Origin of the sequence: Bailinhaonella thermotolerans (assembly GCF_003594875.1) — a bacterium.
GTDB lineage: Bacteria > Actinomycetota > Actinomycetes > Streptosporangiales > Streptosporangiaceae > Bailinhaonella > Bailinhaonella thermotolerans.
In genome coordinates this window covers 74,107-96,569 of the sequence record NZ_QZEY01000019.1, presented here as the reverse complement: position 1 = coordinate 96,569, position 22,463 = coordinate 74,107, and the positions used below count along the sequence as shown (strand labels likewise).

The 22,463-nt window shown below is 72.3% G+C and carries 24 protein-coding genes; 13 read left to right on the top strand and 11 right to left on the bottom strand.

What is annotated here, in order from left to right:
- Nucleotides 1-53: 53 nt before the first annotated feature.
- Nucleotides 54-1,337: an FAD-dependent oxidoreductase gene (locus D5H75_RS33290; protein ID WP_119930558.1), complete on the bottom strand. Its 1,284-nt coding sequence runs from the start codon at nt 1,335-1,337 to the stop codon at nt 54-56.
- 214 nt (nt 1,338-1,551) lie between these two features.
- Between D5H75_RS33290 and D5H75_RS33285 the strand changes: the two genes are divergently transcribed.
- From D5H75_RS33285 to D5H75_RS33275, 3 genes are read left to right on the top strand one after another with little or no spacing between them, the layout of a single operon-like run.
- Nucleotides 1,552-2,520, top strand: a complete 969-nt coding sequence (locus D5H75_RS33285) for a zinc-dependent alcohol dehydrogenase family protein (RefSeq protein WP_119930557.1) — start codon at nt 1,552-1,554, stop codon at nt 2,518-2,520.
- Between the two features lie 4 nt (nt 2,521-2,524).
- Nucleotides 2,525-3,382 carry a universal stress protein gene (locus tag D5H75_RS33280; protein ID WP_202638743.1) on the top strand — a complete coding sequence of 286 codons (858 nt, stop codon included), beginning with the start codon at nt 2,525-2,527 and terminating at the stop codon, nt 3,380-3,382.
- Nucleotides 3,383-3,417: 35 nt separating this feature from the next.
- A complete protein-coding gene (locus D5H75_RS33275; RefSeq protein WP_119930555.1) occupies nt 3,418-4,728 on the top strand; it encodes a class I adenylate-forming enzyme family protein in 1,311 nt (436 codons plus the stop codon).
- 25 nt (nt 4,729-4,753) lie between these two features.
- Here the strand turns inward: D5H75_RS33275 and D5H75_RS33270 are convergent, their stop codons facing one another.
- The 5 genes from D5H75_RS33270 to D5H75_RS33250 all read right to left on the bottom strand — a co-directional run bounded on the left by D5H75_RS33270 (nt 4,754) and on the right by D5H75_RS33250 (nt 9,629).
- Nucleotides 4,754-5,965: an aminotransferase class I/II-fold pyridoxal phosphate-dependent enzyme gene (locus tag D5H75_RS33270; RefSeq protein WP_147425364.1), complete on the bottom strand. Its 1,212-nt coding sequence runs from the start codon at nt 5,963-5,965 to the stop codon at nt 4,754-4,756.
- Nucleotides 5,955-6,599, bottom strand: coding sequence for a TenA family protein (locus tag D5H75_RS33265; RefSeq protein WP_119930553.1), 645 nt, complete (start codon nt 6,597-6,599; stop codon nt 5,955-5,957). Before D5H75_RS33265 ends, D5H75_RS33270 begins: the two co-directional genes overlap by 11 nt.
- Nucleotides 6,600-6,861: 262 nt before the next feature.
- Nucleotides 6,862-7,299: a hypothetical protein gene (locus tag D5H75_RS33260; protein WP_119930552.1), complete on the bottom strand. Its 438-nt coding sequence runs from the start codon at nt 7,297-7,299 to the stop codon at nt 6,862-6,864.
- Nucleotides 7,300-7,625: 326 nt separating this feature from the next.
- Complete coding sequence (locus D5H75_RS33255) at nt 7,626-9,029, bottom strand: hypothetical protein (RefSeq protein ID WP_119930551.1); 1,404 nt, start codon at nt 9,027-9,029, stop codon at nt 7,626-7,628.
- 219 nt (nt 9,030-9,248) lie between these two features.
- Nucleotides 9,249-9,629, bottom strand: coding sequence for a hypothetical protein (locus tag D5H75_RS33250; protein WP_119930550.1), 381 nt, complete (start codon nt 9,627-9,629; stop codon nt 9,249-9,251).
- Nucleotides 9,630-9,910: 281 nt separating this feature from the next.
- Between D5H75_RS33250 and D5H75_RS33245 the strand changes: the two genes are divergently transcribed.
- The 6 genes from D5H75_RS33245 (at nt 9,911) to D5H75_RS33220 (ending at nt 15,224) form a co-directional block, all read left to right on the top strand.
- Nucleotides 9,911-10,522 (top strand): RICIN domain-containing protein, encoded by a 612-nt coding sequence (locus D5H75_RS33245; RefSeq protein WP_119930549.1) that lies wholly within the window; start codon nt 9,911-9,913, stop codon nt 10,520-10,522.
- Nucleotides 10,523-10,735: 213 nt separating this feature from the next.
- Nucleotides 10,736-12,109: a hypothetical protein gene (locus tag D5H75_RS33240; RefSeq protein WP_147425363.1), complete on the top strand. Its 1,374-nt coding sequence runs from the start codon at nt 10,736-10,738 to the stop codon at nt 12,107-12,109.
- A 1-nt stretch (nt 12,110) separates the two neighbouring features.
- Nucleotides 12,111-12,653, top strand: coding sequence for a hypothetical protein (locus tag D5H75_RS33235; RefSeq protein ID WP_202638742.1), 543 nt, complete (start codon nt 12,111-12,113; stop codon nt 12,651-12,653).
- An 18-nt stretch (nt 12,654-12,671) separates the two neighbouring features.
- Nucleotides 12,672-13,415: a hypothetical protein gene (locus D5H75_RS33230; RefSeq protein ID WP_119930546.1), complete on the top strand. Its 744-nt coding sequence runs from the start codon at nt 12,672-12,674 to the stop codon at nt 13,413-13,415.
- Between the two features lie 161 nt (nt 13,416-13,576).
- Nucleotides 13,577-14,344 carry a DUF4097 family beta strand repeat-containing protein gene (locus D5H75_RS33225; protein ID WP_119930545.1) on the top strand — a complete coding sequence of 256 codons (768 nt, stop codon included), beginning with the start codon at nt 13,577-13,579 and terminating at the stop codon, nt 14,342-14,344.
- Between the two features lie 307 nt (nt 14,345-14,651).
- Complete coding sequence (locus D5H75_RS33220; RefSeq protein ID WP_119930544.1) at nt 14,652-15,224, top strand: HD domain-containing protein; 573 nt, start codon at nt 14,652-14,654, stop codon at nt 15,222-15,224.
- Here D5H75_RS33220 and D5H75_RS44695 read toward each other — a convergent pair.
- From D5H75_RS44695 to D5H75_RS33200, 4 genes are all read right to left on the bottom strand, one after another.
- Nucleotides 15,157-16,809, bottom strand: a complete 1,653-nt coding sequence (locus tag D5H75_RS44695; RefSeq protein WP_119930543.1) for a phosphotransferase — start codon at nt 16,807-16,809, stop codon at nt 15,157-15,159. The two genes, D5H75_RS33220 and D5H75_RS44695, sit on opposite strands and share 68 nt — an antisense overlap.
- 111 nt (nt 16,810-16,920) lie before the next feature.
- Nucleotides 16,921-17,220 carry an NUDIX domain-containing protein gene (locus D5H75_RS41005; protein ID WP_147425362.1) on the bottom strand — a complete coding sequence of 100 codons (300 nt, stop codon included), beginning with the start codon at nt 17,218-17,220 and terminating at the stop codon, nt 16,921-16,923.
- Nucleotides 17,221-17,411: 191 nt separating this feature from the next.
- Nucleotides 17,412-17,747 carry a hypothetical protein gene (locus tag D5H75_RS33205; protein WP_147425361.1) on the bottom strand — a complete coding sequence of 112 codons (336 nt, stop codon included), beginning with the start codon at nt 17,745-17,747 and terminating at the stop codon, nt 17,412-17,414.
- A 183-nt stretch (nt 17,748-17,930) separates the two neighbouring features.
- Nucleotides 17,931-18,398 (bottom strand): hypothetical protein, encoded by a 468-nt coding sequence (locus D5H75_RS33200; protein WP_202638740.1) that lies wholly within the window; start codon nt 18,396-18,398, stop codon nt 17,931-17,933.
- A gap of 777 nt (nt 18,399-19,175) precedes the next feature.
- Between D5H75_RS33200 and D5H75_RS44690 the strand changes: the two genes are divergently transcribed.
- Nucleotides 19,176-19,508, top strand: coding sequence for a tyrosine-type recombinase/integrase (locus D5H75_RS44690; protein WP_202638739.1), 333 nt, complete (start codon nt 19,176-19,178; stop codon nt 19,506-19,508).
- 164 nt (nt 19,509-19,672) lie between these two features.
- Here D5H75_RS44690 and D5H75_RS33190 read toward each other — a convergent pair whose 3' ends face one another.
- Entirely contained in the window at nt 19,673-20,077 is a 405-nt protein-coding gene (locus tag D5H75_RS33190; protein WP_119930539.1) for a hypothetical protein, read from the bottom strand.
- A gap of 707 nt (nt 20,078-20,784) precedes the next feature.
- Here D5H75_RS33190 and D5H75_RS33180 point away from each other — a divergent pair.
- The 3 genes from D5H75_RS33180 to D5H75_RS33170 all read left to right on the top strand — a co-directional run bounded on the left by D5H75_RS33180 (nt 20,785) and on the right by D5H75_RS33170 (nt 22,345).
- On the top strand, nt 20,785-21,228 hold the full coding sequence (locus D5H75_RS33180) for a hypothetical protein (protein WP_202638738.1): 444 nt from the start codon (nt 20,785-20,787) through the stop codon (nt 21,226-21,228).
- Nucleotides 21,229-21,648: 420 nt separating this feature from the next.
- On the top strand, nt 21,649-21,903 hold the full coding sequence (locus D5H75_RS33175) for a hypothetical protein (protein WP_119930537.1): 255 nt from the start codon (nt 21,649-21,651) through the stop codon (nt 21,901-21,903).
- Nucleotides 21,893-22,345, top strand: a complete 453-nt coding sequence (locus tag D5H75_RS33170; protein ID WP_119930536.1) for a hypothetical protein — start codon at nt 21,893-21,895, stop codon at nt 22,343-22,345. Before D5H75_RS33175 ends, D5H75_RS33170 begins: the two co-directional genes overlap by 11 nt.
- Nucleotides 22,346-22,463 lie beyond the last annotated feature (118 nt).

The following is a 22,463-nucleotide window of genomic DNA, read 5'->3' as shown; positions in this document are numbered from 1 at the left end:
GACCGGCCGCTGACGTCCGCCCACCCCGGGCCCCGCGAGGCCCCGGACGCGCGTCATGGGACAGGGGAACCACCGGAGCCCGGCCCACCGGCCGCCGCAGCGAGCAGGGAGAGCCGGGGACTCTCCGGGGCGAGGTCGCGGACGACGCCCAGTGCCGTGGTCACCGCCGACTCCTGGCTGGCCACCCAGTCGAAGTGGTTCCCCGCGAAATAGAGACCGCCCCGGCCCTGGAACGCCGTCAGGCGGCGCTGCGCCCGCACCGCGCCCGGGGAGAGGAACAGATGCCTGAAGCCGGCCCGGTACAGGCATACGCCGGGAGGCTCGGCGCGGTGGGCGACCAGACTCTTGAACACGTCCGGGCCGTGGACCGGCCGGTACCACTCGCAGCTCTCGCACCACTCCCCGTCGACGATGAGGTTCGACGTCGACCAGTGGCGGCGGTCCCGGGGCATGTAAACCGGGTCGAGGTGGAGCGCGTACGAGGTGTCGACGTACGGGAACGCCGCCAGCACGTCCCGCACGCGCCCGCTCCCGGCGAGCGACTCCAGCATCGCCAGCGCGGCGTACGCCGGCACGGCGAGCACCACCCGGTCCACCAGATGCGTTCTCCCGCCCGAGTCCGTCAGCTCGTACAGCCCGTGCTCTCGCCGTACCCGCCGGATCTCGGTCCCCACGCGCAGGGTGAGCCGGGGGGTGGCGGCGGCCAGCGCCCAGGCGGCGGCCTCCAGGCCCGGCGCGAGCTGGTCCCAGCCGGGGTCGCCCGAACCGCCGACATAGAACGCGGCGGCTCCTCGTGCCGACAGCTCGCGGGCCTGGTCGATGGAGCAGCAGAACAGGGCGGCCGTCCGCGCGTACAGCACGTTGCGCTTGAGGCGGGCGGGGACGGGGAGGGGCTCGACCAGCTCGGCCAGCGGGACGGTCCAGTCGACGTCCTCCTCCTCCCATTTCGAGGCCTGCTCCAGGAAGAGATCCAGGGCCCGCGCGGCGGGGCCGAGGACGGGCCGGCGCCCCCAGACGCCGTCCGTCTCGTGCGCGGTGGCGAGGAAGGCGCGGCGGTCGGCGCGGGAGATCGAGAGCGAGGAGGGGATGGGCCGGAACTGCCGGGCGGTGAATCCGAGCTCCCGGAGCAGGCGGCGGTGCGCCGGGAACAGGCCGGGGGAGATGTCCTGGGTCCCCAATTCGAGGGAGACCTCGTGCCCGTCGAGCTGAACGTGTATCGAGCGGATGTTCCCCCCGATCCGGGAGCGGGCCTCGAAAACCACCGGTTCGTGGGCTTCCCCGAGCAGCCAGGCGACCGTCAGGCCGGCTATTCCGCCGCCCACTATCCCGACACGCATGACCGCTCCTTCAGGCTCGCGAGGTGCGAGAATCAATTTTATTCGGCGGCGAGCGCGATATTCCAGGGCGTTTATTCCTAGGACTTTCGTCTCGGGGTGAACGCGATTTCCAGGGGAATCAAACACTGGTCCCTGATTATCGGGGCGGCTCGATCGAATCGCGCGGGCGGCCGCGTGTCATGCCGCCGGCGCGCCCGCCACTCGAGGAAGGGTCATGAGGGCACTCCGTTTTCACCGATACGGCGAACCCGCCGACGTCCTGCGCCTCGACCGCCTCGACGACCCCGAACCCGGTCCGGGAGAGGTGCGCGTGCGCATCACGCTACGCCCGATCAACCCGGCGGACCTGCTGTTCGTCCGGGGGCGGTACGGCCGGCGCGCCGCATTCCCCTCCCCGGTGGGGTTCGAGGCGTCGGGCGTCATCGATCGCTGCGGACCGGGAGCCGACGCGGCCGCCGGCACGAGGGTGGCGGTGGACGCGCTCGGGACCTGGCAGGAGTTCGCGGTGGTCCCGGCCCGCGACGTCGTCCCGCTGCCGGCCGGTGTCAGCGATGAGGCGGCCTGCCAGATGATGATCAATCCGTTCACCGCGCTGCTGCTCCTGCGCGCCTCGGCCGTCGTGGCCGGGGACTGGCTGCTCCAGTCCGCGGGCGCCTCCGCCGTGGCCCGCATGGTCCTTCGGGAGGCGCGGGATCGCGGCGTGCGCTGTGTCAGCGTGGTCCGTGACGGCCGCCACGCGGAGGAACTCCGGAAGCACGGCGCGGAGGTGGCGGACCGCTCGGAGGGCGACCTCGCGGAGCGCGTACGCGAGGTGACGCGCGGAGAGGGCGCCGCGGTCGCACTCGACGCCGTGGGCGGCCGACTCGGCCAGGAACTGATGACATGCCTCAGGCCCGGCGGCAGGCTCATCGTGTACGGCCTGCTCTCGGGCGATCCCGTCCCGGTCGAGCCCGCAGACCTGATCTTCCGCGGGGTCAGCGCCGAGGGGTTCTGGCTCCCCGAGCGGCTCGGCCGCCTGTCCCTTCGGGAGCGCTCCGAGCTGACCGCCGTCGTGCTCCGGCGCCTGGAATCGGATGGCGCTCCGGCTCCGGTGGAGGCCGTCTACGAGCTCGGCGACCACCGGCAGGCGCTCGCCCACGCCGAGCGGCCCGGCCGCTTCGGCAAGATCCTTCTCGCGGGGTGAGCGGGTGGACGGGCCGGTCGTCACCGGCACCGACGGATCCGCGGCGGCGTGGGCGGCGGTGGAATGGGCGGCAGCGGAGGCCCGCCTCCACGGCCGGCCGTTGCGCGTGGTGCACGCCCTGCACGTGGCGCGCTACGAACACGGGCTGCGGGTGATGCCCCCTCCGCACGACCTCCTCCACCAGGCGGGCGAGCGGATCCTGGCCGGCACGCTCGACCGCCTCCGGGACGCCTTTCCCGGCCTGGAGGTGTCCCGCGCCCTCTCGGCGGACATGGCGGCGGCCACGCTCGCGGAGGAGGCGGTCCGCGCCTTCGAGGTGGTCGTGGGACACGAAGGGCACGGCAAGGTGACCGACCTCGTGCTCGGCTCGGTGGGCCTGGGCGCGAGCGGGCACTGCCCGGTCGTGATCGTGCGCGGCCGGGCCGCTCATCCCTGTCGCGAGATCGTCGTCGCGGTCGATCCGGCCCGCGACTGCTCCGCTGAGCTCGCCTACGGGTTCCGCGAGGCGTCCGCCCACGGCGCCCTGCTGCGCGTCCTGCACGTCGTGGCCCTCTCGCACCTCCTGCGGAGCGGCTCCGAAGCGCCGGCGCCCCCGCTCGCGGACGCCTGGCACGCGATCCGGCGCGTTCTGGCCCCCTGGAGGGGCCGGTACCCGGCCGTGAGGTTGCGCGCCGACGTCGTGCAGGGCATCGTCGTGCCCGCTCTGCTCGGCGCCTCGCTCGGAGCCGACCTCCTGGTGGTCGGCCTGACTCCGCCCCAGGAGCAGGCCGTCCCCGGCCCGCGCTGGACACACCGCGATCTGATCAGCCGGGTCCACTGTCCCCTGGCGCTGGTCTCCCGCCGGCGCGATGCCGGCCTCTGACCGGCGGAACACGTGCGCACCCCCTCGGAACGGCGATGGCGAACCTCTCCCGCGTCCTGACCGTGACCGCCGAACGCGATCCCCGGCGGCGGGCGGCCGGCGGCCGGGAGCCGATGCGCTATGGGCAGTGGGACGCCCGCACGAACCGGCTCGCCCGGGCGCTGATCCTGCTGGGGGTCCGCCCCGGCGACCGGGTGGTCCTGATGATGGCCTGCGGTGTGCCCATGGCCGGCCTGCACCTGGCCCTGCAGAAGATCGGAGCGACCTCGGTGCCGGTCTCGCCCCGGCTCGGGGCGGCCGGGATCGCGGCCTGCCTCCGGGACAGCGCCCCCCGGCTCCTGGTGACCGACGGCCCGGCCTCCGGGGAGGCCGGCGGAGGACTGGAGGAATTCCCGCCGGGACGCCCCGGGTGGGCGCACGCCGGCCCGGACGGGGACACGCCCCGCGGCGCCGTACCGCTCGACCGGATCGCGGCGGGCCAGCCCGACGGCGCGCTGGCCACGCGAGTGAGCGATCAGGACGAGAGTGTCATCCTCTACACCGCCGGGACCACCGGGCGGCCGAAGGGAGTGGTGCGCACTCACGCGGCGGAGCACGCGGCCACCGTCGCGCACCTCCTCCAGTCCCGGCACGGGTTCGGCGAGACGACGCTGGGGGCCGTGCCGCTGTACCGCGACGTGGGCCTGCGCGCCCTGCTCGCGTCCGTGCTGACCGGCGGCACCTGGGTGCCGCAGCCCGAGTTCGACGCCGGGGAGTCGCTGGAATTGGTCACCAGGGAACGGGTGAGCACGCTCTACCTCGAGCCCCCGGCGTACCGGGCCCTGCTGGGCACCGGGCGGCTGAGCGAAGTGGCGAGCGTGCGGACGCTCGGGTCCACCGGCTCGGTCCTGGCGCCGGAGCTGGCGCGGGAACTCGCGGACGCCCTTCAGCCCGAGGTTTTCTTCGACCATCTCGGCAGCACGGAGATCTCCACGCACACCGTCGAGCCCGACGTCCTCACGAAGCGGGGCGGCGTGGGCCGGGCGGGGATCTTCTCCCGGGTGCGCCTGATCACGCCCGAGCCCTTCGCCGGGCCCGGCGACCTCGTCCCGGACGGGGAACCGGGCCAGCTCGCGGTGTCCATGGAGAGCCCCGAGGCCTTCGCCGGGTACCTGAACCGGCCGGACGCCCACGCCGAGGCGGTCGGCGATGGGTGGTATCTGACCGGCGACCTGGCGGTGCGGGACGAGGCCGGGGACCTGCGTTACCTGGGCCGGATGGAGACCTCGGCCGGCGGTTCCCGGCACGTCACCGCTCGTCCGCAGCGGCCGGCGGCCCTGCCGGAGCCTCGTGCGGACGAACGGTGACGGGCAACGGCGGAACGCGACCGGCTCAGCGGGCCGTGGCCCGGAGGGCCGCCGCGACACAGGCCACCGCGGTGGAGATGTCCTGCTCGATGTGATGCGCCGTGACGTTGAGGCGAAGGCGAGCCTGTCCCCGGGGACAGATCGGCCAGACCATGGGCACCACCATGACGCCCCTCCCCCGGCAGTACTCCGCGATGTCCAGGGTCCGGCGTTCGTCGCCGACCGGCACGGGCACGATGGCCGCCTCGCAACCGGGGGGGAACTCGACGCCCTCGCTCCGCAGACATCGCTTGAGGTGGGCGACATTGCGCCGGAGCAGGTCCCGCCGCGCGGCCCCCTCCGCGTCGAGGACGTCCAGGGCCGCGAGTACGGCGGCGCAGACCGGGGCCGGAGGCGCACCGCTGAAGACATAGCCGCGGGCGCTTCGGCGCAGCGCGTCGATCAGGGGCGCGGAGGCCGCGACGAATCCGCCGACGGAGGCCAGGGTCTTGCTCAGGGTGGCCATGAGGAAGTCGGCGCCACCGGACGGGAGAGCGAAGTGATCATGGAGTCCGCGGCCTCGGGGCCCCAGGACTCCCAGCCCGTGGGCCTCGTCGAGGTAGAGGAAGGCGTCGTGCTCGCGGCACGACCGCGCGAAGGCCGGCAGATCCAGGAGGTCGCCGTCCACGCTGAACACCGAGTCGCTCACGACCAGCTTGACCGACTCGGCCGGGGCCTCCCGCAGTGCCCGCGCCAGATCGGCCGCGTCGTTGTGGCGGAAGACCCGGAGCACGGCTCCGCGTGCCCGGGCGATCTGGCATCCCTGGACGATGCTGGCATGGTTGAACTCGTCGGAGAAGATCCAGTCGCTCTTGCCCGCGATGGCGGGGATGGCCGACTGGTTCGCCTGGAACCCCGAGGGGAACACCAGCGCGTCCTCCCTGCCGGCCCACTCGGCGAGCCTCCGCTCCAGCAGTCGCTGGAGCCCGAGCGTGGAGGCTCCGGCGCAGGTGCCGTGCGCGCCCGTGCCGAACCGGTCGATGGCCTCCTTCGCCCGTTCCGCGAGGAGCGGATGACCGAGCAGGCCGAGGTAGTCGTAGGTCGTCATCATCAGCTGGCGTGGCCCGCCGTCGTCGTAGCGCGCGGCGGGCCCGTCCAGATGCGTGATCGCCCGGTGATAGAGGACGGCGTCCCGCCCGCCCGGCAGGCCGTGGCTCCCCATGCGCCCGGCCAGCCACGCGTGCCGGTCATGTCTCACTGGCGTGCTCCCAGGCCGCCTCCTGCGCCGAGAGCACGCGGCGTGCGCTGCGGGCGATGCGTTCCTTGTCCTCGCCGTGGCTCACGCCGTACTCGACGACCCGCAGGGCCTCGTCGAGGATCTCCCCGGGAACGTCCCGCTCGGCGTCCAGATAGTCGCGCACCTCGTCCGGGATCTTGGACTCACGCAGCGCGTCGCTGAGCGCGCCGCACAACGCCGACCAGGTGAGGAAGTCCGTGCGGATCATGAGGGCGGCCTCGGCCGGTCCCGCGTGGAGGCCCACCGAGGCCAGGAAGTCGTACCAGGGCTGAATGGAGGGATCAGGGGCGGTCTGGGCCAGCTCCTCCTCAGTCAGTCCGAGCGCTCGCGCGGCCTCGAGCAGCCGTTCGCCCGACCTCGCGAGCCAGTAGACCGTGAAGGCGAACAGCTTGGCGGGCGCGGGGTCGCGATGGCGCACCACGAGCATCCCGTGGCCTGCCACCTCGGCCTCGAGCGCCTGGAACTTGGCGGCCACCAACCGGCGGAGGTGCTCCTCGGTCAGCTCCCCACGGGTGGCCTTGGCGTAGAACTTGTTCTTGGGCAGGAAGTGCCGCGGGTCGGTGTCCACGAGCCCGGCGTACTGGGTGACGCTCACGTTCTCCTCCTCGAACCGCTGTTCCCGGCCTCGGTGACAGCCGCCGCTCGATTACGGCGACGGCCCACCGGAACGGTGCCATCTCGCCGGGCTGTTCTGGCGGGCCGCGCGCCGACCAGGGCCCGGCGCGTGTTCACGCCTACCCGGGGCCCGCCCGTGGAAGCTAGGAACCTTTTCCCAGGACACGTGGCCTCCGCCCATCGGAGGAGTCGCGGGCGGTGGCGGGGGTCTGCAGGGGATGCGATCGGCGAGGGTGCCGCGGTCAGGGTTGGCGTCGGCAGGGTTCGACCAGGACTACGTCGTGGGCAGCGCCTCGGACATTCTGCCGCTGGGCGAAGCGCTGGCCGCGCACCAGCCGGCGCGGGTGCGGCCGCCTGGCAGATGTGGCGGTGGCGCGGGACGGTTCCGGGACCAGGCCGAGGCGGGGGAGTGTCAGCACGTGGGCCACGATCGTCCCGGCGAGCGCCAGTGCGGCGGCGGCGCCGTACCAGGCGGGCTCGCGGTGGCCGGTGACGCCCAGGACGGCCAGGGCGGCGCATCCGGCGGCGAAGATGATCTGCCCGGCCGCGCGGTAGGCCAGGTGGGGGCCGCGAAAGCCCTGCAGCCACCGGACATAGGGGAACACCAGGGCGGCTCCGGCCATCATGGCGGCCGCCAGCGAGGCCGCGGGCAGCAGCCAGGACCACGTCGTCTCATCCACGGGAGGGCGCTTCCTTGTGAGGAGGGTGTGCACAGGTCGCCGTGCGATCGTCAGGGGCGAGCACCCGCCCGCAACCTCCGCGCGCCACCCCAACTCCGGATCTACGTTGTAAAGGGGGCGAATAGGACAAAAAGGGACGGGTCATGTGACCCGCCCCTGTCACAGGGCTGGATTCGCACCAGCAGTGGCCCGGATTGTCGGCTCAAGAGCCAGGCTGCCCGTCTTGGGCTACCTGCGACGCTGAGGACAGTGCGCGCCGGCCGCCGGGGGACAAGAGCCGCGGGTGACGTTTTTCCTCCGGCCGCGGGGCGGCCCCTGGCGCCGTCTCAGTCGCCGTTGCCGGCGGCGAGCAGCGCGGCCAGCTCCGCGCCGAAGGCGTTCGTGCCGGTCCGGCCGTGGGAGGGGCCCGCGAACGCCCCGGCCCGCCGCAGCAGCAGCGCCAGGGCCGGGTCGGCGACGGCGATGCCGTGCACGAGCTCGGCGGTGGGCAGGGTGGGCGCGGTCTCGCGGGGGCCGCGCAGCCGCGCCCAGCCGGACTCGGCCGGATCGACCCCCGCCTGCTCGCACGCCCGCGCGATGTCGGCGGCCCCGCACGGCGAGACGCTCATCGCCTCCCACGGGGCGGGCAGGAGTCCGGCGACGCGGACGTCGGGGTGCTCGGCGCCGCCGTCCAGGCTGTGCCAGCGGGCGACGTCGGCGGCCATCAGCCGCATCGCCTTGGGCGGGCAGAACACCTCGGCCAGCGGGTGCAGGTCGCTGGCCTGCACGCAGGCCAGGTAGTTGTCCCGCATCGTGTTGAACGCCCGGGCGGCGATGTTCCACGTGGTGGAGTCGTCCCCGCGGCGGACGATGACGCGGGTGCGGCCCAGCGGCGCGTAGTGCTCGATGCCGTGCCGTTCCGCGAGTTCGATGTGGGCGCTCACGGAGGCGTCGGCCACGCGCCGCAGCAGGGTGGCGGCCTGGCGCATGCCGGCGGTGGACCAGCCGAGCAGCCGGCCGCGCTGGGCGTCGGTGAGCCGGCGCAGCACGGACGGGGCGGGCCGGACGTGGGCCAGCGCCCACCAGTGGGTGCCCGGGCGCGCGGCCAGCTCGCCCAGCAGCAGCTCGGCGGCCTGGTCGGTGGTGCCCTGCTGGCCGGCGTTGGTAAAGACCGCGCGCAGGTTTCGCCGCGCCGCCACGTAGGCGATCGTGATGGCGGTCAGCTCGTCGGCGGCGAAGTCGGCCAGGCCGAGCCGCGGCGCGAACGAGGTCCGCCCGGCCATCGCCAGGTCGCGCACCGTCTGCATGCGCCGGATGCGCGTGTTCTGGCGGGCGATGCGCTGCAGGCAGCGCTGCAGCCGGGCGGTGCGGCGGCGCGACAGGGCCGGCCGCGGCCCGGCCGCCGAGGTCTGGGCCGGCAGGCCGGACAGGTGGCGCGCCCACCGCTCGATGGCGTCGGCGTCGGCCGCCCGGTCCAGCGGCGGCGGCTCGGCCTGCAACCCGTAGCGGGTGAACAGCTCGAAGGTGGTGTTCAGCAGCCGGGGGATGGGCTGGGGGCGTTCGAAGTCGGCGGGCATCAGGCTGTGGCCGGCCGCCGCGCCGGCGGGCACGGCGAGTTCCTGGAACCGCTGGTACGCCTGCGGGCTCAGCAGGTCGCGCAGCCGCGGCAGCGCCAGGGCGGTGACGTCCTCGGGCCGCCACCGCTGGTTCAGGCTGGCGTGCAGGTCCCCGATGACGGGGGAGTGGGCCATGGGTGCTCCTCTGGTTGATGCGTGCTCTACCGGGGCGTCACCGTCGGCGCCCCGCCGCGCGCGCCAGCCCCGCCGGCCCTCCCGCCGCGGGTGCGACGGCCGATGGCGCCGTACCCCCGGGGGAGCGGGGGCACGGCGCCATCGGCCGTACGGCGGGGCGGCTTCCTCAGCCGCGCGCGCCGGGGTGTGCGGGCGGGGATGCGAGCTGAGCCGGGAGGCTCACAGCCACTTCCAGCGGCCGCAGGTCTCGCCCCAGCCGTTGTAGACGCACTCCTGCACGGCGACGTAGTCCTTGCCGGAGTTGTAGGCGAAGGACCGGCTCTTTCCGTAGCCGCCGACGCTCACCTGCTCGTAGCGGGGGATGCCGGGGCTGTCCTGGAAGCGGATCCGCAGGCGGGCCGAGTGCTTGTCGGCCTTGACGTCCTTGAGGGTGCCCTTGATGTAGATCCTGCCGCCCTTGTAGGAGACGGTGCCCCACGCCTGGGCGCCCGCCTTCCCGTCGGAGCTCCAGTTCGAGGCGGCGTTGGCGGGGGCGGCGGCCAGGATGGCCAGGGGCAGGGCCAGGCTCACGACGCCGGCCGCGGCGAGCCTTCTGATCACGATGTTCCTCCTGTCGTCGGGGAGCGGCGGCCGCGGTCGCGGCCGCCTTTGCTGCCCGACGGTCGATCCGCCCGGCCCTCCGGCAACGTCTGCGACACCTCGCCGGGCCTCCGGGCTCCGGGCGGCGGCGCGGTCGGGCACCCAGACCCGGTGGGGCCGGTGGGGCCGGTGGGGCCGGTGGGGCCGGTGACGAAATTGGTGGGCGTGCGCCTCTTGTGGCCCTGGTTCCGGCTCCCACCTGTGTATCCGACACCAGTTCACTCGTGATCCTTGGAGGACACATGTTCAACCGTGCGCTCGGCGTGGGCCTCGCCGCGACCGCCACGCTGGCGGGCTCCCTGGCCCTGGCCCCGGCGGCCAGCGCGTCGGCCTCGTCGGCCCGGTCGGCCTCGTCGGCCTCGTCGGCCTCGTCGGCTTGGTCGGCCCCGGTCTACATCAAGAGCGCCGGGCCGGGCCAGAAGGGCAGCTCCTACGGTCTGGCGCCGGCCGGCAAGGCCTCGGGCGCGCGCGTCGTGGCGCAGAAGACCAACAGCAAGGCCACGCACCAGAAGTGGCGTTTCCGCAAGGTGGGCACCGAGTGGCTCAACTTCAACGGCAAGCGCGCCTTCTACAGCGTCTACGTCTTCCGCAACGAGTCCACGAAGAAGTGCCTGTCGGCCTCGGGCTCCGGCTACGACGCCCGCACGGCCACGTGCAACGCGTCGGCCGCCGGCCAGCGCTGGGCGTCCATCCCGCAGACGATCAACGGCCGCAAGTTCTACAAGCTCATCCCGATGAACACCAAGCGCCGCCTGGCCCTGGCCGACGGCGCCCTGCGGCACGGCTCGCCGGTCAAGACCAAGGAGCCCCGGTCGATCTGGCAGCAGCGCTGGTACTACCGCACCACCCCCTGACGCCGCCGCCCCGCCGCGCCCGGCAGGACGCCCCGCCCTCCCCGGCGGGGCGTCCGCCGTTCCCGGCCCGGGCGGCACCGGGCAAGGCGCGCGCTGAGGCCGAAACGGCGGCCGTACGGCGGGGCGTAGCGGCGGTTGCGCCCCGGGACCGGGTCAGGAAGGTCCAGCAACCGAGGGCCGCGACATCCGGCCCGGACCTTGGAAGGACGACCGTTGGGACCCACATCCGATCACCGGCCGCCTGGCGGCGCAGGGCTGCCCCGCCGCCGCGCGATGCTCGCCGGCGCCGCAGGTCTGGCGGGGCTGCTGGGCGTGGCGGGGTGCCAGAGCGCCCCGCCGGCCTTCGACACCCGGGACGAGCCCGCGACGGGAGGCGTCCCGGAGCTGGAGGCGATGCTCGCCCGGCGCGCCGCGGCGCTCAAGAGCAAGGACGAGCGGGCCTTCCTGGCCGACCTGGACACCTCCAACGCCGACTTGATCGCCCGCGAACGCCGGCTGTTCGCCAACGTGACCCAGTTCCAGTTCCGCGACCTGCACTACATCACCGCCAAGGCGAACACCGTCGAGCACGGCGGGTTCTGGCACGTCGCGCCGGTGATCGCGGTCATGCGGCTCACCGCCGACGCCGGGCCCGGCGGGGTCGCCCCCGGCGAGGCCTTCCAGTACAAGCTGGCCCGCGGCCGGGGCCGCCCCATGATCGCCGACATCGTGCCGATCACCCGCGGCAACGCCGCCGAGGTCGCCGGGGCCGTGGACGGCGCCTTCGCCAACGCCCCCTGGCACTCCACGCCGCTGACCGTCATCCAGAGCGGCAACGTGTGGCTGGCGGGCGACGCCAGCGTGCCGGACCTGGCGCGGTACGCCGACGCCGCCCGCGGCGAGGCCGCCAAGATCGAGGCGCTGTGGGGGTCGCGCGTCAGGTTCCCCGGCCACGTGCTGTTCTTCACCCGGGACCGGAAGCGCTTCCGCGCCTGGTACGAGGTCGGCGACGTGGACCGGTTCGAGGGACTGGAGATCCCGCTGCGCGGCGTGCGCGGCGGCGGCGAGGTGTACGGCGAGCAGTACGCCGGCTCGCGCATCCTCGTCGACCTGGCCGCCATCGAGAAATGGAAGGACGACCCCCGGCACGTGATGCGGCACGAACTGGCCCACGCGGTCACGGCGCGGGCCAGCGCCGTGATCCCCGGCGTGGGCTGGCTGGACACGCCCCGCTGGGCGGTGGAGGGGTTCGCCCGCTGGGTGGAGAACCTGGAGGACCCCGCCCGCGCCGACGTCCAGCGCGCCATCGTCGCCCGCGGCGTGCGCGCCGGGACGTTCACCGGCAGGCCGCCGCTGTCGAAGACCTTCTACGGCCCGGACATCACCTTCAACTACGCCCTGGGCAGCACCGTCTTCTCCTTCGCCGAGCGGCTCAAGGGCCAGGAGGCGGCCGTGGAACTGTACGCCGCGGTCATCCGCTACAGCGACTCCACCGGCACGCCGCTGGTGGAGGCGCCCATCTTCAACGCCATCTGCCGGCGAGTGATGGACATGGACGGCGAGGCGTTCCTCGCGCGCTGGGCCGCCCATGTCCGGGCGGGGGCCTGAGATGGGCCGGCGCGCATGGGCGGCGGTCTGCGCCGCCGCGGCGATCGCGTTCACCGGGGCCGGGGCGGGCGCGTACGCGGCGGCCTCCTCCGCGGCCGGGGGATACGGCCCGGAGCGCTGCCCGGGCGGTGGCTTGTGCGTCCCCCGCCTGCGCGGCCCCGACGTCGTGGCCGCACTGCGGGGCAAGGGCCACCAGTGCGTCCCGCAGGAAGCCGAGGCGGTCCGGTGCGCCCTGGAGATCGGCGAGTCCGCCTTCGAGGTGACGCTGCGCGTCCCCGGCGGGCGGCTGTCCAGCGTGTTCGCCTCCGTGCGGACTCCCGGCCCCGTCGACGGCTCACCTGCCGCGATGGCCTACCTGTCCTGGCTGGCCGAGCTGCCGTTCGCGGGCGACCGCGCCGTCGTCGCCGAGGTGCACCGGTGGGTTCTCGTGGGCGTCACCGCCCAGAAGGGCCGCACGGGCCGCATCTCCGGCTACCGCTACACGCTCGACTCCGGCCGCCGCGCCGGCCACGTCACCTTGTCCATCGACCCGTTCACCACCTGACCCGCCCTGGAGCCGCGCATGAGCCACCCCGAACCGCCGCCCGCCGGACCGTGGGGATCGCCCCCGGACCGGCCGCACGGATCCGGCCCGTACCCGTCGTCCCCGCCCGGGGCGGGCCGTCCGCTCCGGGCGGGCTCGGCCGGCCCCGTCCCGCCCCCGTGGCCGCGGCCCGCCGCCCCGCCCCGGCCGCCGGCCCGCCGCGCCGGGATGCTGGCCGTACTGCTGATCGCCGGCGGACTGCTGGCCGGGGGAGTGGCGGGGGCGGCCGCCGGCTTCGCGGGCACGGGCAAGAGCGGTCCCGCCGCGCCCGGCCCGCTCCCGGCGGCCTTTCCCCACGGCGGCCAGCGTCACCTGCCCGGCGTCACCGTCTCCCACCTGGCCGACCGCTGGCTCAAGGGCGCCAACGGGTGGGGCTGCCGGCCGTGGACCGACACCAAGGCCATCAGCGGCGCTCGGAGCCGCCTGTACTGCACGGCCCGGGACGGTTCCAAGTACGACGTCGGCGTCGACATCGAGTACGACGACCAGACCCACGTGCGCCGCGTCAGCGCCGAGTGCCACCTGGGGCCGGGCACCCGCTACTGCACCACCCTGTTCCAGGCGATGGCCGTGGAGATCTTCACCACCCGCCCCGGCCTGCGGCGGCAGGCCGCCGAGTGGGGCAGGGCCAACGCCGACACCGACGCCTCCACGACCCTGGGCGGCATCCGCCTGACCGCCGAACTGGAACCCCACCGCCTGACCGCCACCCCCGCGGCCTGACCCGCCCGCGCACCCCGCATGCCCCCCGGCCCCGCTCCCTGGTGGCCCCCGGCATGTGATCGAGGCCATGGCCGGGGTTCACGGGTCCCGGATTGGCGGCGCCGGAGCCACGCCCACGGTGCTCCCCGGCAGAACCAATCAACACCTCATCGGGAGCACCCATGCACCGCACCCTGACCCTGGACCACCGCGGCGTCACGAACCTGCTCGCCCACCTGCCGCAGGGCAACCTCACGATCATCGTGTCCCCCGCGGCCACGGGCATCACCATGGACGTCGACGCCACCGGCGAGTACGTCGAGGCCGCCGAGCGGGCCGAGCTGGTCCGCGACGGCAAGGACGCGGTCGTGCGCGTCCCGCACGTCCGCACCCAGGCTCACCCCGGCAGCGTCGTCATCTCCTCCAATGGCGGCAGCGTCCGCCAGAGCTTCCACGGCGCCATCTCCGTCTCCGGCGCCGTCTTCGGCAACATCCAGGTCGGGGGCGGCCAGGGTGTCCAGGCGTACAACCCCGGCGACCTCACCATCACCGTGACGGTGCCGCCGGAGATCACGCTGGACCTGTCCACGGAGGCCGGCGACGTGCGCGGCGTCGGCCGGCTGGCCGGCGTGCGGATGCGGACCAGCGCCGGCGACATCTGGGCCGAGCACCTGGTCGGTGACGCGGACATGACGACCTCCGCGGGCAACGTGTCCATCGAGTCCAGCAGCGGCCACCTGACGGCCGTCTCCTCGGCCGGCAACATCCGCGCCAACGCCGTCTCGGGACACGCGTCGCTGAGCACCTCCGCGGGCAACATCGCCGTCGTCGCCGACGAGCCCGCCCGACTCACCGCGGTCACCTCGGCGGGGAACGTCAAGATCAGCGGCCGCTACCAGCGCGAGTGCGTTCACGCCCGCAGCTCCGCCGGCAACGTCCGCTACCGCTGACTCGGCCGCGCCACCAGCGTGCGGCACCACTCACCCACCCCAGCGGGGCCCGGCCACCAGCGCCGGGCCCCGCCCTCTTGCGACCTGGCCGGATGCCCTGCAGGCCCGCGTGTCATCCGCAGCGGCCCCAGCCCCGGACCGACAAGCCCACGGGGAACGACGGCCGCCTCGGAGGGCCCGCCGAAGCCCCTGCCGCGACGGCGAGCGCTCTTCGGTGGGCGACGGACGGGTGCCGGATTCAGGCCCTGCGAGAATTCGAAGTCCTGCGGCACGGGATGGTGATGTCCCGCCGCTGACGGAAGGCGCGATGTTGGACGACCAGATACCGGACGTGACCGCACTCCTCTACGAGCTCGGGCTGCTCAAACGCTTCCCCCGGACCGGCTGGCACACCGCCGGCGTCCCCACACCCGAGTCCGTCGCCGACCACTCCTGGCGGGTCAGTGTCATCGCCGCCGTCCTGGCCGCGATGGAGGGAGCCGACCCGCAGCGGGCCGCGCTGCTGGCGGTCTGGCACGACTCGCAGGAGACCCGCACCACGGACCTGCCGCACCTCGCCAAGCGGTACGTGACGCCCGTCCCCGCCGAGACGGTGACCGCGGCCCAGGCACGGCGGGTGCCCGCGCCCGTCCGCGAGATGATCACCGGGGCGGTGGCGGAGTACGAGGCGGGGGAGACCCCGGAGGCGCGGTGCGCGCGCGACGCCGATCGGCTGGACTGCCTGCTGCAGGCCCGCGAGTACGAGGAGCAGGGGCACCGCAACGTGCAGCCGTGGATCGAGACGTCCCTCGCCGGGCTGGTCACCGCATCCGCTAAGCGTGTCGCTCAGGAGGCGCTGGCGCAGGGGACCCTCGCGTGGCTGGAGCGAACCACGCGGTGAGCTGGCCACCGACGACAGTGAGCGACGGCACCGCGCGCGGCGAGACACCCGCGGCCAGCTCGTCGATGCGCTGATCGGGCAGATCCGCGCCCTGTCGGTAAGGCTGGTCCACCCGCCGCCATCTGACATTCCCACAGGTGAAGCCCCTCCGCTGCCTCGCGCAGGCGTTCCGCCCCGTCCTGGCGCGGCGGGGCAGAGGCGTGAGCCTTTGCCCGTCACGACGGGAACCCGCTCGGGGATACTCGCTCGCCCGGCCCGGCTGTGGCAGCGCGTGGCCGACGACGGCACCGTCGTGCTCGGGCTCATCCCCCGGGAACCCTGCCGGAGACGGGCGGGGAGACAGCGCTCCCGATCGAGGTCCGGGAGCTGTGGCGGGATCGGCTCCTGGACGCGTGCGGCGGCAGGTGGCCCTGGCGGGCCGCGCCCGGGTCCTGCGCGCTCCGCGCCCGGCGCCGTAGGCGCCCGCCCCTGGGTGCGGCGGGGAAGCGGGCCTGTCCGCCGGCCGCGGGGGCGGGAGATCATGCGGTTCAGCCGGGACCTCGATCTCGCTGCTGTGGGGGCGGCGCAGCGCCGAGGCGGTACTCGATGTCCGCCAGCGAGCCGAGGACGATCGATAGTGCCCGGTCGCGGTCCTGTGCGTACTCGCGCAGAGCCTGGGGCAGGGCGGGGCGGCCGCCGATGAGGTCCTCGAAGGGGTAGGCCGAGCACGCGGTGTAGCAGGCCCAGGCACGGACAGCGGCGGCGAGCGACGGGTGTCCGCAGGGGTTCTCGCTGAGGTAGCCGGTGGCGAAGCCGGTGAGCCCAGCGGGCCGTTCCCGCTGTGGAGGACGGTGCCGGGGTCGCAGGCGATGCGGGAGATCTCCCAGGCGAGGGGGCGGGCGCGCGGGGGGCGGAAGTCGATGAGCGCGGCGACCTCGGTGCCGCGCAGGAGTACGTTCGGGGCGGCGAGGTCGCCGTGGACGACCTGCCGTCGCAGCGGGGCGAGGCCGTCGAGGAGGGCGGCGATGCGGGGAAGGAGCGCCAGGCGGCGGGTGAGGGCGTCGGCGGCCCACTCCTGCCAGGCGTCCCGGAGCGGCGGCGAGGGCAGGGCGGCGAGGAGCCGGGTGAACCGCCGGTGCGCGTCGGCGGGATCGCACAACGTGGCCGATGAGACGAGCGCGGACGGCGCGGCCGGATGGGCGGCGAGAACGCGGTGCAGCCGCCCCACGATGCGACCGGTCGACGCCATCTGCTCCCGGGTCATCCCCGCGCGCCCGGGTGGGCTGGCGTCCACGCGCTCCCACACCGAGCACGCGTACGGCCCCTGGCGGTGCAGGAGGGCGCCGGCCCGGGTAGGGATGATGCGGGCCGTGGGGACGAGCCAAGTGGCAACGTACTCGGAGAGTTCGACGGCGGCCTGTTCCGCGTCCAAATCGGTTCCGGGCGAATAGTGCTTGACGAAGACGGGGCGGCCGCCGGCGGTGCCGAGGTAGTTCGCCGTCGCCGTGCCGGCGGGCAGACGACATACGGCGGCGCCGGGCAGGCCGTACGCGGTCGCGAGCACCTCGGCGAGTCCAGGCGGGGCCTCGTGGCCAGGCGGGGGCATCTGGGTTGACTCCCTTTGAGATCACTCGGCGGTCGTGGGCGGGCTGGATGTCATGGAGGGCGCGCTGCAGATCGCCCGAGACCACGTGCGGTGCGGGGCCGGGGCAGCCGGTCATCGGGCGTGGCCCGCTGGCCGATGGCGTCGAAATAGGTGACGAAACCACGGGGGGCGAGAGCGAGCGGGCCGGCCCAGCCGATCTCTTCGGTGAGCTCGCGCTGTAGCGCTCAGCAGGATCTCGCCGGGCTCGACGCCGCCGGAGGGCGGTTCCTCAACACCGGCCAGGAACACGTCATCGGCCGCACGGCGCACGATGAGCACCCGACCGCCGGTATCGACCACGAGCCTGGTGATGGCGTCGCGGGCAGCGCCGGCGAGCAAGTCCTGAAGGTCGCTGCCCTCGATCGTGGTCACGCTGGGAGCGTAGCCGTGTGCAATGCGGCCAGGGCCTGGTTCAGGGCGTTCGCCGTGCTGCCGCCGCGTCTCGGGCGATGGCGCCTCGCGCGGCTTCGGAGGCACCGTCTGTGACGGTGATTCGAATCCGGAGCTCGATGAGCCGAGTCCTGGTGCATCATTCCACCAGAATGTTGCCCCGGTCGACGGAGTCAGCGCAGGGTGCGCCGTAGATCGGCGAGCACCGCGTGCGCTGCAGAGCCGGGTCGAGGGGCGTTGGTTTCCAGCTCCGCCGCCACGGCGCACAGCAGGTCCCGGCACTCGCGGGAGGCGATCTGGGGGAGCCGGGTCAGCGCGGCGCGGGCTGCCTCCGCCGAAGCGTCCGGGTCGCCGGCGCGGGCATGGGCCAGGGCGAGCCAGGCGGTGTGCCGCAGCGCGCTGCGGCGCTGACTGGACCCGAGGTCGGCGGCGCGGCCGTGCAGGAGGTCCCCATGGCAGGCAGCTCCACCCCGCTTCATCGCCGAGTTCGCCCGAGCCCAGGCACGCATGTGGGAGGGCATCGCCGAGCCTGAACGCCCATGGACGCAACGCATGGCGGCCGCGGCCCGCACGGAGGGGCTGATCTTTGCCACTGCACGGTCCCTTATTATGGCGCGGCCGGGCCGAATCGGATATCGAATCCCCTGCGACCATAGGCGTCAACGTTATGGGACCTGATACCTAGGATCCCGTCAGAAAGAACCGAAAAACCGATCCCACCAACTCGGCTCCCCAGAACCGTGGAAACGCAGGAGAGTGGGGCCGTCATAGCGATCTGCGAGGAGTTCTTCCGGAATCGTGACGTACCCCGATCCCGCAAGAGCTTGCTCTACCTTCTCAAGGTCGCTCGCGTCGAGTGCGCCTTCATCGCGCGCTTCATTCGTACCCAAGAAGGCGCCAGGGTTATCGGCCGCCACCATGGCCAATGGCTTGAACTTGCTCACCAGGACAACGATCCTCGTCCCGCAAACTGTGGCTTCCCCCGGCACTTCGATTTGCCCGTACTGAGCGGAGTCCTGGATGTCTCGATCGATCTCACAAGGTGTTGAGAAGCGAGAACCGACCTGTACGGCCAGACGGCTGAATAAAGCTGCAGTATCGGCTGCACTATAGTCGGCCGGCGCCTCTGGCCACTCGGGATCATCCAGACGATGCAACATCTCCATCAGTCTCGCGTCTCTCTCCATGATCCTCCAATCATCAAAGATTCCGCGCCCAGAACTGTTGAACTATCTCCTCAATTCGGGAACCCGATGAGCGCCTCTCCAATGAGAGGTGCGTACCGCACCAGAATTCTCACCCCTCCCGCGGTCCCGGCCACATTCTGAACCGCAGGCTCGCTTCTCCTGGTCTTCAGGGTTCTCGGCATGCGCAGCACACCTCTTGTACCGGGTTTCTTGACGATTTGGACTCGTCACCGCGTCAGCAACAGCATCCAGAATCTGGTCAGCAAGCCACTTCTTTGGGAAAGCATCCTTATCCGCAGCCCCTGGACACCTGTGAGCAGCAAGGATGTGATCGGACCTTTCGTCGCCAATCAGCTCCCCACCAATTCCACAGTCGCTATCGCTGTTGTGAACCAGGGCCGAAGTCTGCCCGCCAGCACATAGTACGTGTGCTACGCGGTACCCCTCTACCTGCTTCTTCGCTGGTCAGAGCGGGTTATGCCTTCCGCTGGCGTCTGTGGTTGTGTGGGGAGATCCGTGGTTGTTGCCGTCGCTACTGCCGTCAACGGTGCCCATGGTGGGGGCGTTTACTGCCAGGCGCCGGGTTCGGCCCGGAGGGTGGCGCGGGTGGTGCGGTGGTAGGGAAGACCTCGACCTCGACGGCGGCACCGCCACCATCCACCGTTCCCCCCAACGCACCCGCAGCCAGGGTCTGACAGTCCTGAACACCAAGACCCTGGCATCCAAGCGCCGCATCGTCCTCCCCACCGAATGCATCAACTCCCTCAAGATCCACCAGGAACGGCAGGAGGAAGAGCGCAAGGCAGCCGGACCGCGCCGCTTTCGGCGCCTCCTCCACCGCGCAGAACTCGGACGATCCGATTCCACGATCTCCGGCACTCGACCGCCACCCTGCTCCTGGAACAGGGCGTCGATCTCGTCGTCATCAAGGAACTACTCGGCCACGCCCACATCGGCGTCACCGCCGGCGTCTACGCCCACGTACGACTCCGCCTCCAGCGTCAGGCCATCGACACCCTCGGCAGCATCCTCGGCCCGACCGGCGCCCCGGACGACCCGCCCACCGCAGGCGTCGTCCGCTGACGTTGCCGTCACCGTTGCCGTCAAACGGCAGAAAGGGGCCCCACCGGAGATCACTCCGGTGGGGCCCCTTTCTCTGCCTTTTTTCCCCGGGAATTACATCGCCCAGGAATTAGAAGAGTCGAAACTTGAACCCGGGCGCATCAAACCATGCGCCCCGATGCAATCTACCCGCACGAAGAAGTGGCGCTCGCCGGGATCTTGTAGGCGGCCGCAAGACTCTTATCGAAGATCACGAGCAGAGCATCGGGCATATACGTGAATCCCGCACCCTCAGCCTCACCTAGTGCAATGACTAGGTTCGACCCATCAGGGAACCCAAAGTTGTACGCCCAAGGCATCTCTGGGCATCCCTCGTTAGGGATATGCCAGGCGATTCCGATACTCACGATCGGCGCACCCAAGAACCTCCCCCAATCGACGTGGTCACTCACGTCGATTGGATCCCCAGGCAGACTGGCGCCCGCTTCTCCGGGACTCCTGAATTCAATCGCCATGCCTTCGTTGAAGCCGTCCATTGCCCAGGACAGAACCAGCACGGCCCCGCTCTCCATGCCCAGCTCAACAGCCATGTCGACTTCGTGAGCACGATCTTCCCTATGCCCTTCGGGCCAGCCCTCCCCCCGCGGCGCCACGTAGCGAACCGTTCTCACAGCCTCGCCCGAGACAGCCTCCCGGAGTTCAGCGAGCCCAGCACCGCTACGGGCCAGAGCATCCCACGGGTTGATTACCAACATTTCTAATACCGCCCAAAGTACTGGAACTGGCCATTGGCATCGAAGGTTGCCTCGATCCCGCGCCCACCAGCCGGGTCCGGCATGATATACCGCGTCCCGCTAGCGAAGTTTCCGGAATTTACAGGAGATGTAACAGTTTTCGGGTTGGTCAGAATGTCGTCCAACAGGTCCTGACTCGCAGACTTCAACTGCTTCCCTGGAACCACGGGAAGATCCCCACGGTTCATATGCTTCTGATATTCGCGTCCCGCATGAGTCGTATTTCCCTTAGCCGGACGCATCTCACTCTGCGAAAGAGCATCCAGATCGGGACCACACGGAGTGGAATTGTGCACGAGGACCGGAGTGGCCCCCGCCAGCACATAGTACGTGTGCAGGTCCTCGACGGTCGGGTTGTGGACGCGCTGGGTCGCAGTCCACTTCTTGACGGCGACGACCTGGACGTGGAAGCCGGCGTTGGTGCGCAGCCACGTCCGGGGGCCAGCTTGGCCGCGTCGATCCATTCGCGGAGTTCGCCGACCCAGTGGCGTAGCGTCCGGGCTGTGACGTCTGCTCTGGACTTGGCTCCGGACTTCGATGTCGTTGCTCTTCCGGGCTTGGTGCTCATGCTGCTGGTCGCGGATGGTGAGGCGCGGCCGAACCGTTCCACGCCAGGCGCGTTGGATGCGGGATGGCGCGTGGCGCCAACCGAGCCGGCCGCCTACCTGGAGTGCCGATGGCGCTCGGTGCCGGAACATCGCGCGGCGTTCCGCTTCGCGCCAGGCGTCGCCGACTCCTGGCGCGCTGTGGCCTATCTCGAGCAGAAGCAGCGTCAGGGCGATGCGATCTCGCTGGCCGTCTACCCGGATGTGAGCGAACGGCGAGCGGCCCATCAGGCGCTGGACAAGGGCGACGTCGCAACGTTGCTCGCGTTGGCCGTCGGCGTCGAGGACGCTCTCGATCGCTCAGCCCTGGCCCAGGTGAAAGTGGCAGGCTGGTGGCGGTAGGAGATCGATCGAATCGTTCCGGTTGATCGTCGGGAGTGCGGCGGTCACGGTGAACCCCCACGCGGGTGGGGAGTACACATTGCGCAGATGGTTCCTCGCCCCTGCCAACGGGCCATCCCGACGCGAGTCTGGGAAGCGCACCCAGTATCGGGCGCTACTCCGCGACCGGCAACCGTTCTCGGCGAAACCACCCTGCGGGGTACAGCTCGGCCTGGAGTGCCGTCTCCAGGCGGGCGAGCGTGGCTAGGTCGCAGTACACCTCGCCAGCCATGACGCGGCCGACCGTTTTCTGCGCGAGCCCGGACAACGCCGCGAGCGCGCGCTGCGTCAGCTCCGTGTTTCCACCGTCGAGGGTGCGGATTTGACAGGCAGCGGTCGCACAGGATGGCAGAGTGTCTCTCCTGCTCCTACGATGGATATATGAGCAACGTGCAGCCGATCACGATCACGGTGGATCCGGCGGTCGCCGAGTACGCCCGGCAGCAGGTGCAGGCCGGGCAGGCCCGCTCGGTCTCGGCCTGGTTCAACGCCGCGGCCACACGGCAGATGGAGCTCGACCGGCAGGGGGACGCGGCCTTCGCCGCGGCCGCCGCGCGCGCCGCCGCCACCCCGGGCGTGGCCGAGCGGGCCGCGCGCCGCGCCGCCAAGGCCAAGCGGCTGCTCGGTGCCGGCTGATCCCGCCGCCGCCGAGCCCGGGTATGTCCTGGACGCCGCGCTGCTGTGCGAGATCGCCCGCGGAGACGCCGACATCATCGCCCTGGTGCAGGCGCTGGACGCGGCCCAGGTGCCGATGACCGTGCCCCTGCTGGCGGTCACCGCCGCAGCCGTGGACGTGGACGGTCACCCGGAGATGATGGCGGTCGTCCGGGGCGTGTGCCGTCTGGACACGGCCTGGCTGGGCGGGATTCTGGCGTTCGACGACGCGGCCGAGCTGGCTGCGGCCAAGTCCGCCGTCGGGGACGCGCTGGACACCTGGTGGGACGTGCAGGCCCTGGAACTGGCCCTCATCCAGCGGCGGCCGATCCTGACCACCTCCGCCACGCTGTGGCGCGACGCCGTGCGCACCGTCGGCGGCCGCACCTTGATCGTGGTCGAAGTGGCCGAGCTGGACGAGTAGCCGAACCCCGCGACCGGGGCGTGCCGCCCCGGCATGCATGCCGGCGGGGCCGGTGGGCACGATGGCGGGGGCGTGGCGGATTCCGGCGGAATGCGGCAGGGGCGTCAGCGGCGTCACG

What these genes read in the sequence shown, in the direction of transcription:
- D5H75_RS33235 (WP_202638742.1), top strand. Translation starts at nt 12,111, where the DNA reads ATGGGCCGGCGCGCATGGGCGGCGGTCTGCGCCGCCGCGGCGATCGCG.
- D5H75_RS33200 (WP_202638740.1), bottom strand. Translation starts at nt 18,398, where the DNA reads ATGTTGCATCGTCTGGATGATCCCGAGTGGCCAGAGGCGCCGGCCGAC.
- D5H75_RS33175 (WP_119930537.1), top strand. Translation starts at nt 21,649, where the DNA reads ATGAGCAACGTGCAGCCGATCACGATCACGGTGGATCCGGCGGTCGCC.
- D5H75_RS33245 (WP_119930549.1), top strand. Translation starts at nt 9,911, where the DNA reads ATGTTCAACCGTGCGCTCGGCGTGGGCCTCGCCGCGACCGCCACGCTG.
- D5H75_RS33205 (WP_147425361.1), bottom strand. Translation starts at nt 17,747, where the DNA reads ATGCGTGCCTGGGCTCGGGCGAACTCGGCGATGAAGCGGGGTGGAGCT.
- D5H75_RS44695 (WP_119930543.1), bottom strand. Translation starts at nt 16,809, where the DNA reads ATGCCCCCGCCTGGCCACGAGGCCCCGCCTGGACTCGCCGAGGTGCTC.
- D5H75_RS33285 (WP_119930557.1), top strand. Translation starts at nt 1,552, where the DNA reads ATGAGGGCACTCCGTTTTCACCGATACGGCGAACCCGCCGACGTCCTG.
- D5H75_RS44690 (WP_202638739.1), top strand. Translation starts at nt 19,176, where the DNA reads ATGCATCAACTCCCTCAAGATCCACCAGGAACGGCAGGAGGAAGAGCG.
- D5H75_RS33225 (WP_119930545.1), top strand. Translation starts at nt 13,577, where the DNA reads ATGCACCGCACCCTGACCCTGGACCACCGCGGCGTCACGAACCTGCTC.
- D5H75_RS33190 (WP_119930539.1), bottom strand. Translation starts at nt 20,077, where the DNA reads ATGGCTGTTGAGCTGGGCATGGAGAGCGGGGCCGTGCTGGTTCTGTCC.
- D5H75_RS33220 (WP_119930544.1), top strand. Translation starts at nt 14,652, where the DNA reads ATGTTGGACGACCAGATACCGGACGTGACCGCACTCCTCTACGAGCTC.
- D5H75_RS33275 (WP_119930555.1), top strand. Translation starts at nt 3,418, where the DNA reads ATGGCGAACCTCTCCCGCGTCCTGACCGTGACCGCCGAACGCGATCCC.
- D5H75_RS33255 (WP_119930551.1), bottom strand. Translation starts at nt 9,029, where the DNA reads ATGGCCCACTCCCCCGTCATCGGGGACCTGCACGCCAGCCTGAACCAG.
- D5H75_RS33230 (WP_119930546.1), top strand. Translation starts at nt 12,672, where the DNA reads ATGAGCCACCCCGAACCGCCGCCCGCCGGACCGTGGGGATCGCCCCCG.
- D5H75_RS33290 (WP_119930558.1), bottom strand. Translation starts at nt 1,337, where the DNA reads ATGCGTGTCGGGATAGTGGGCGGCGGAATAGCCGGCCTGACGGTCGCC.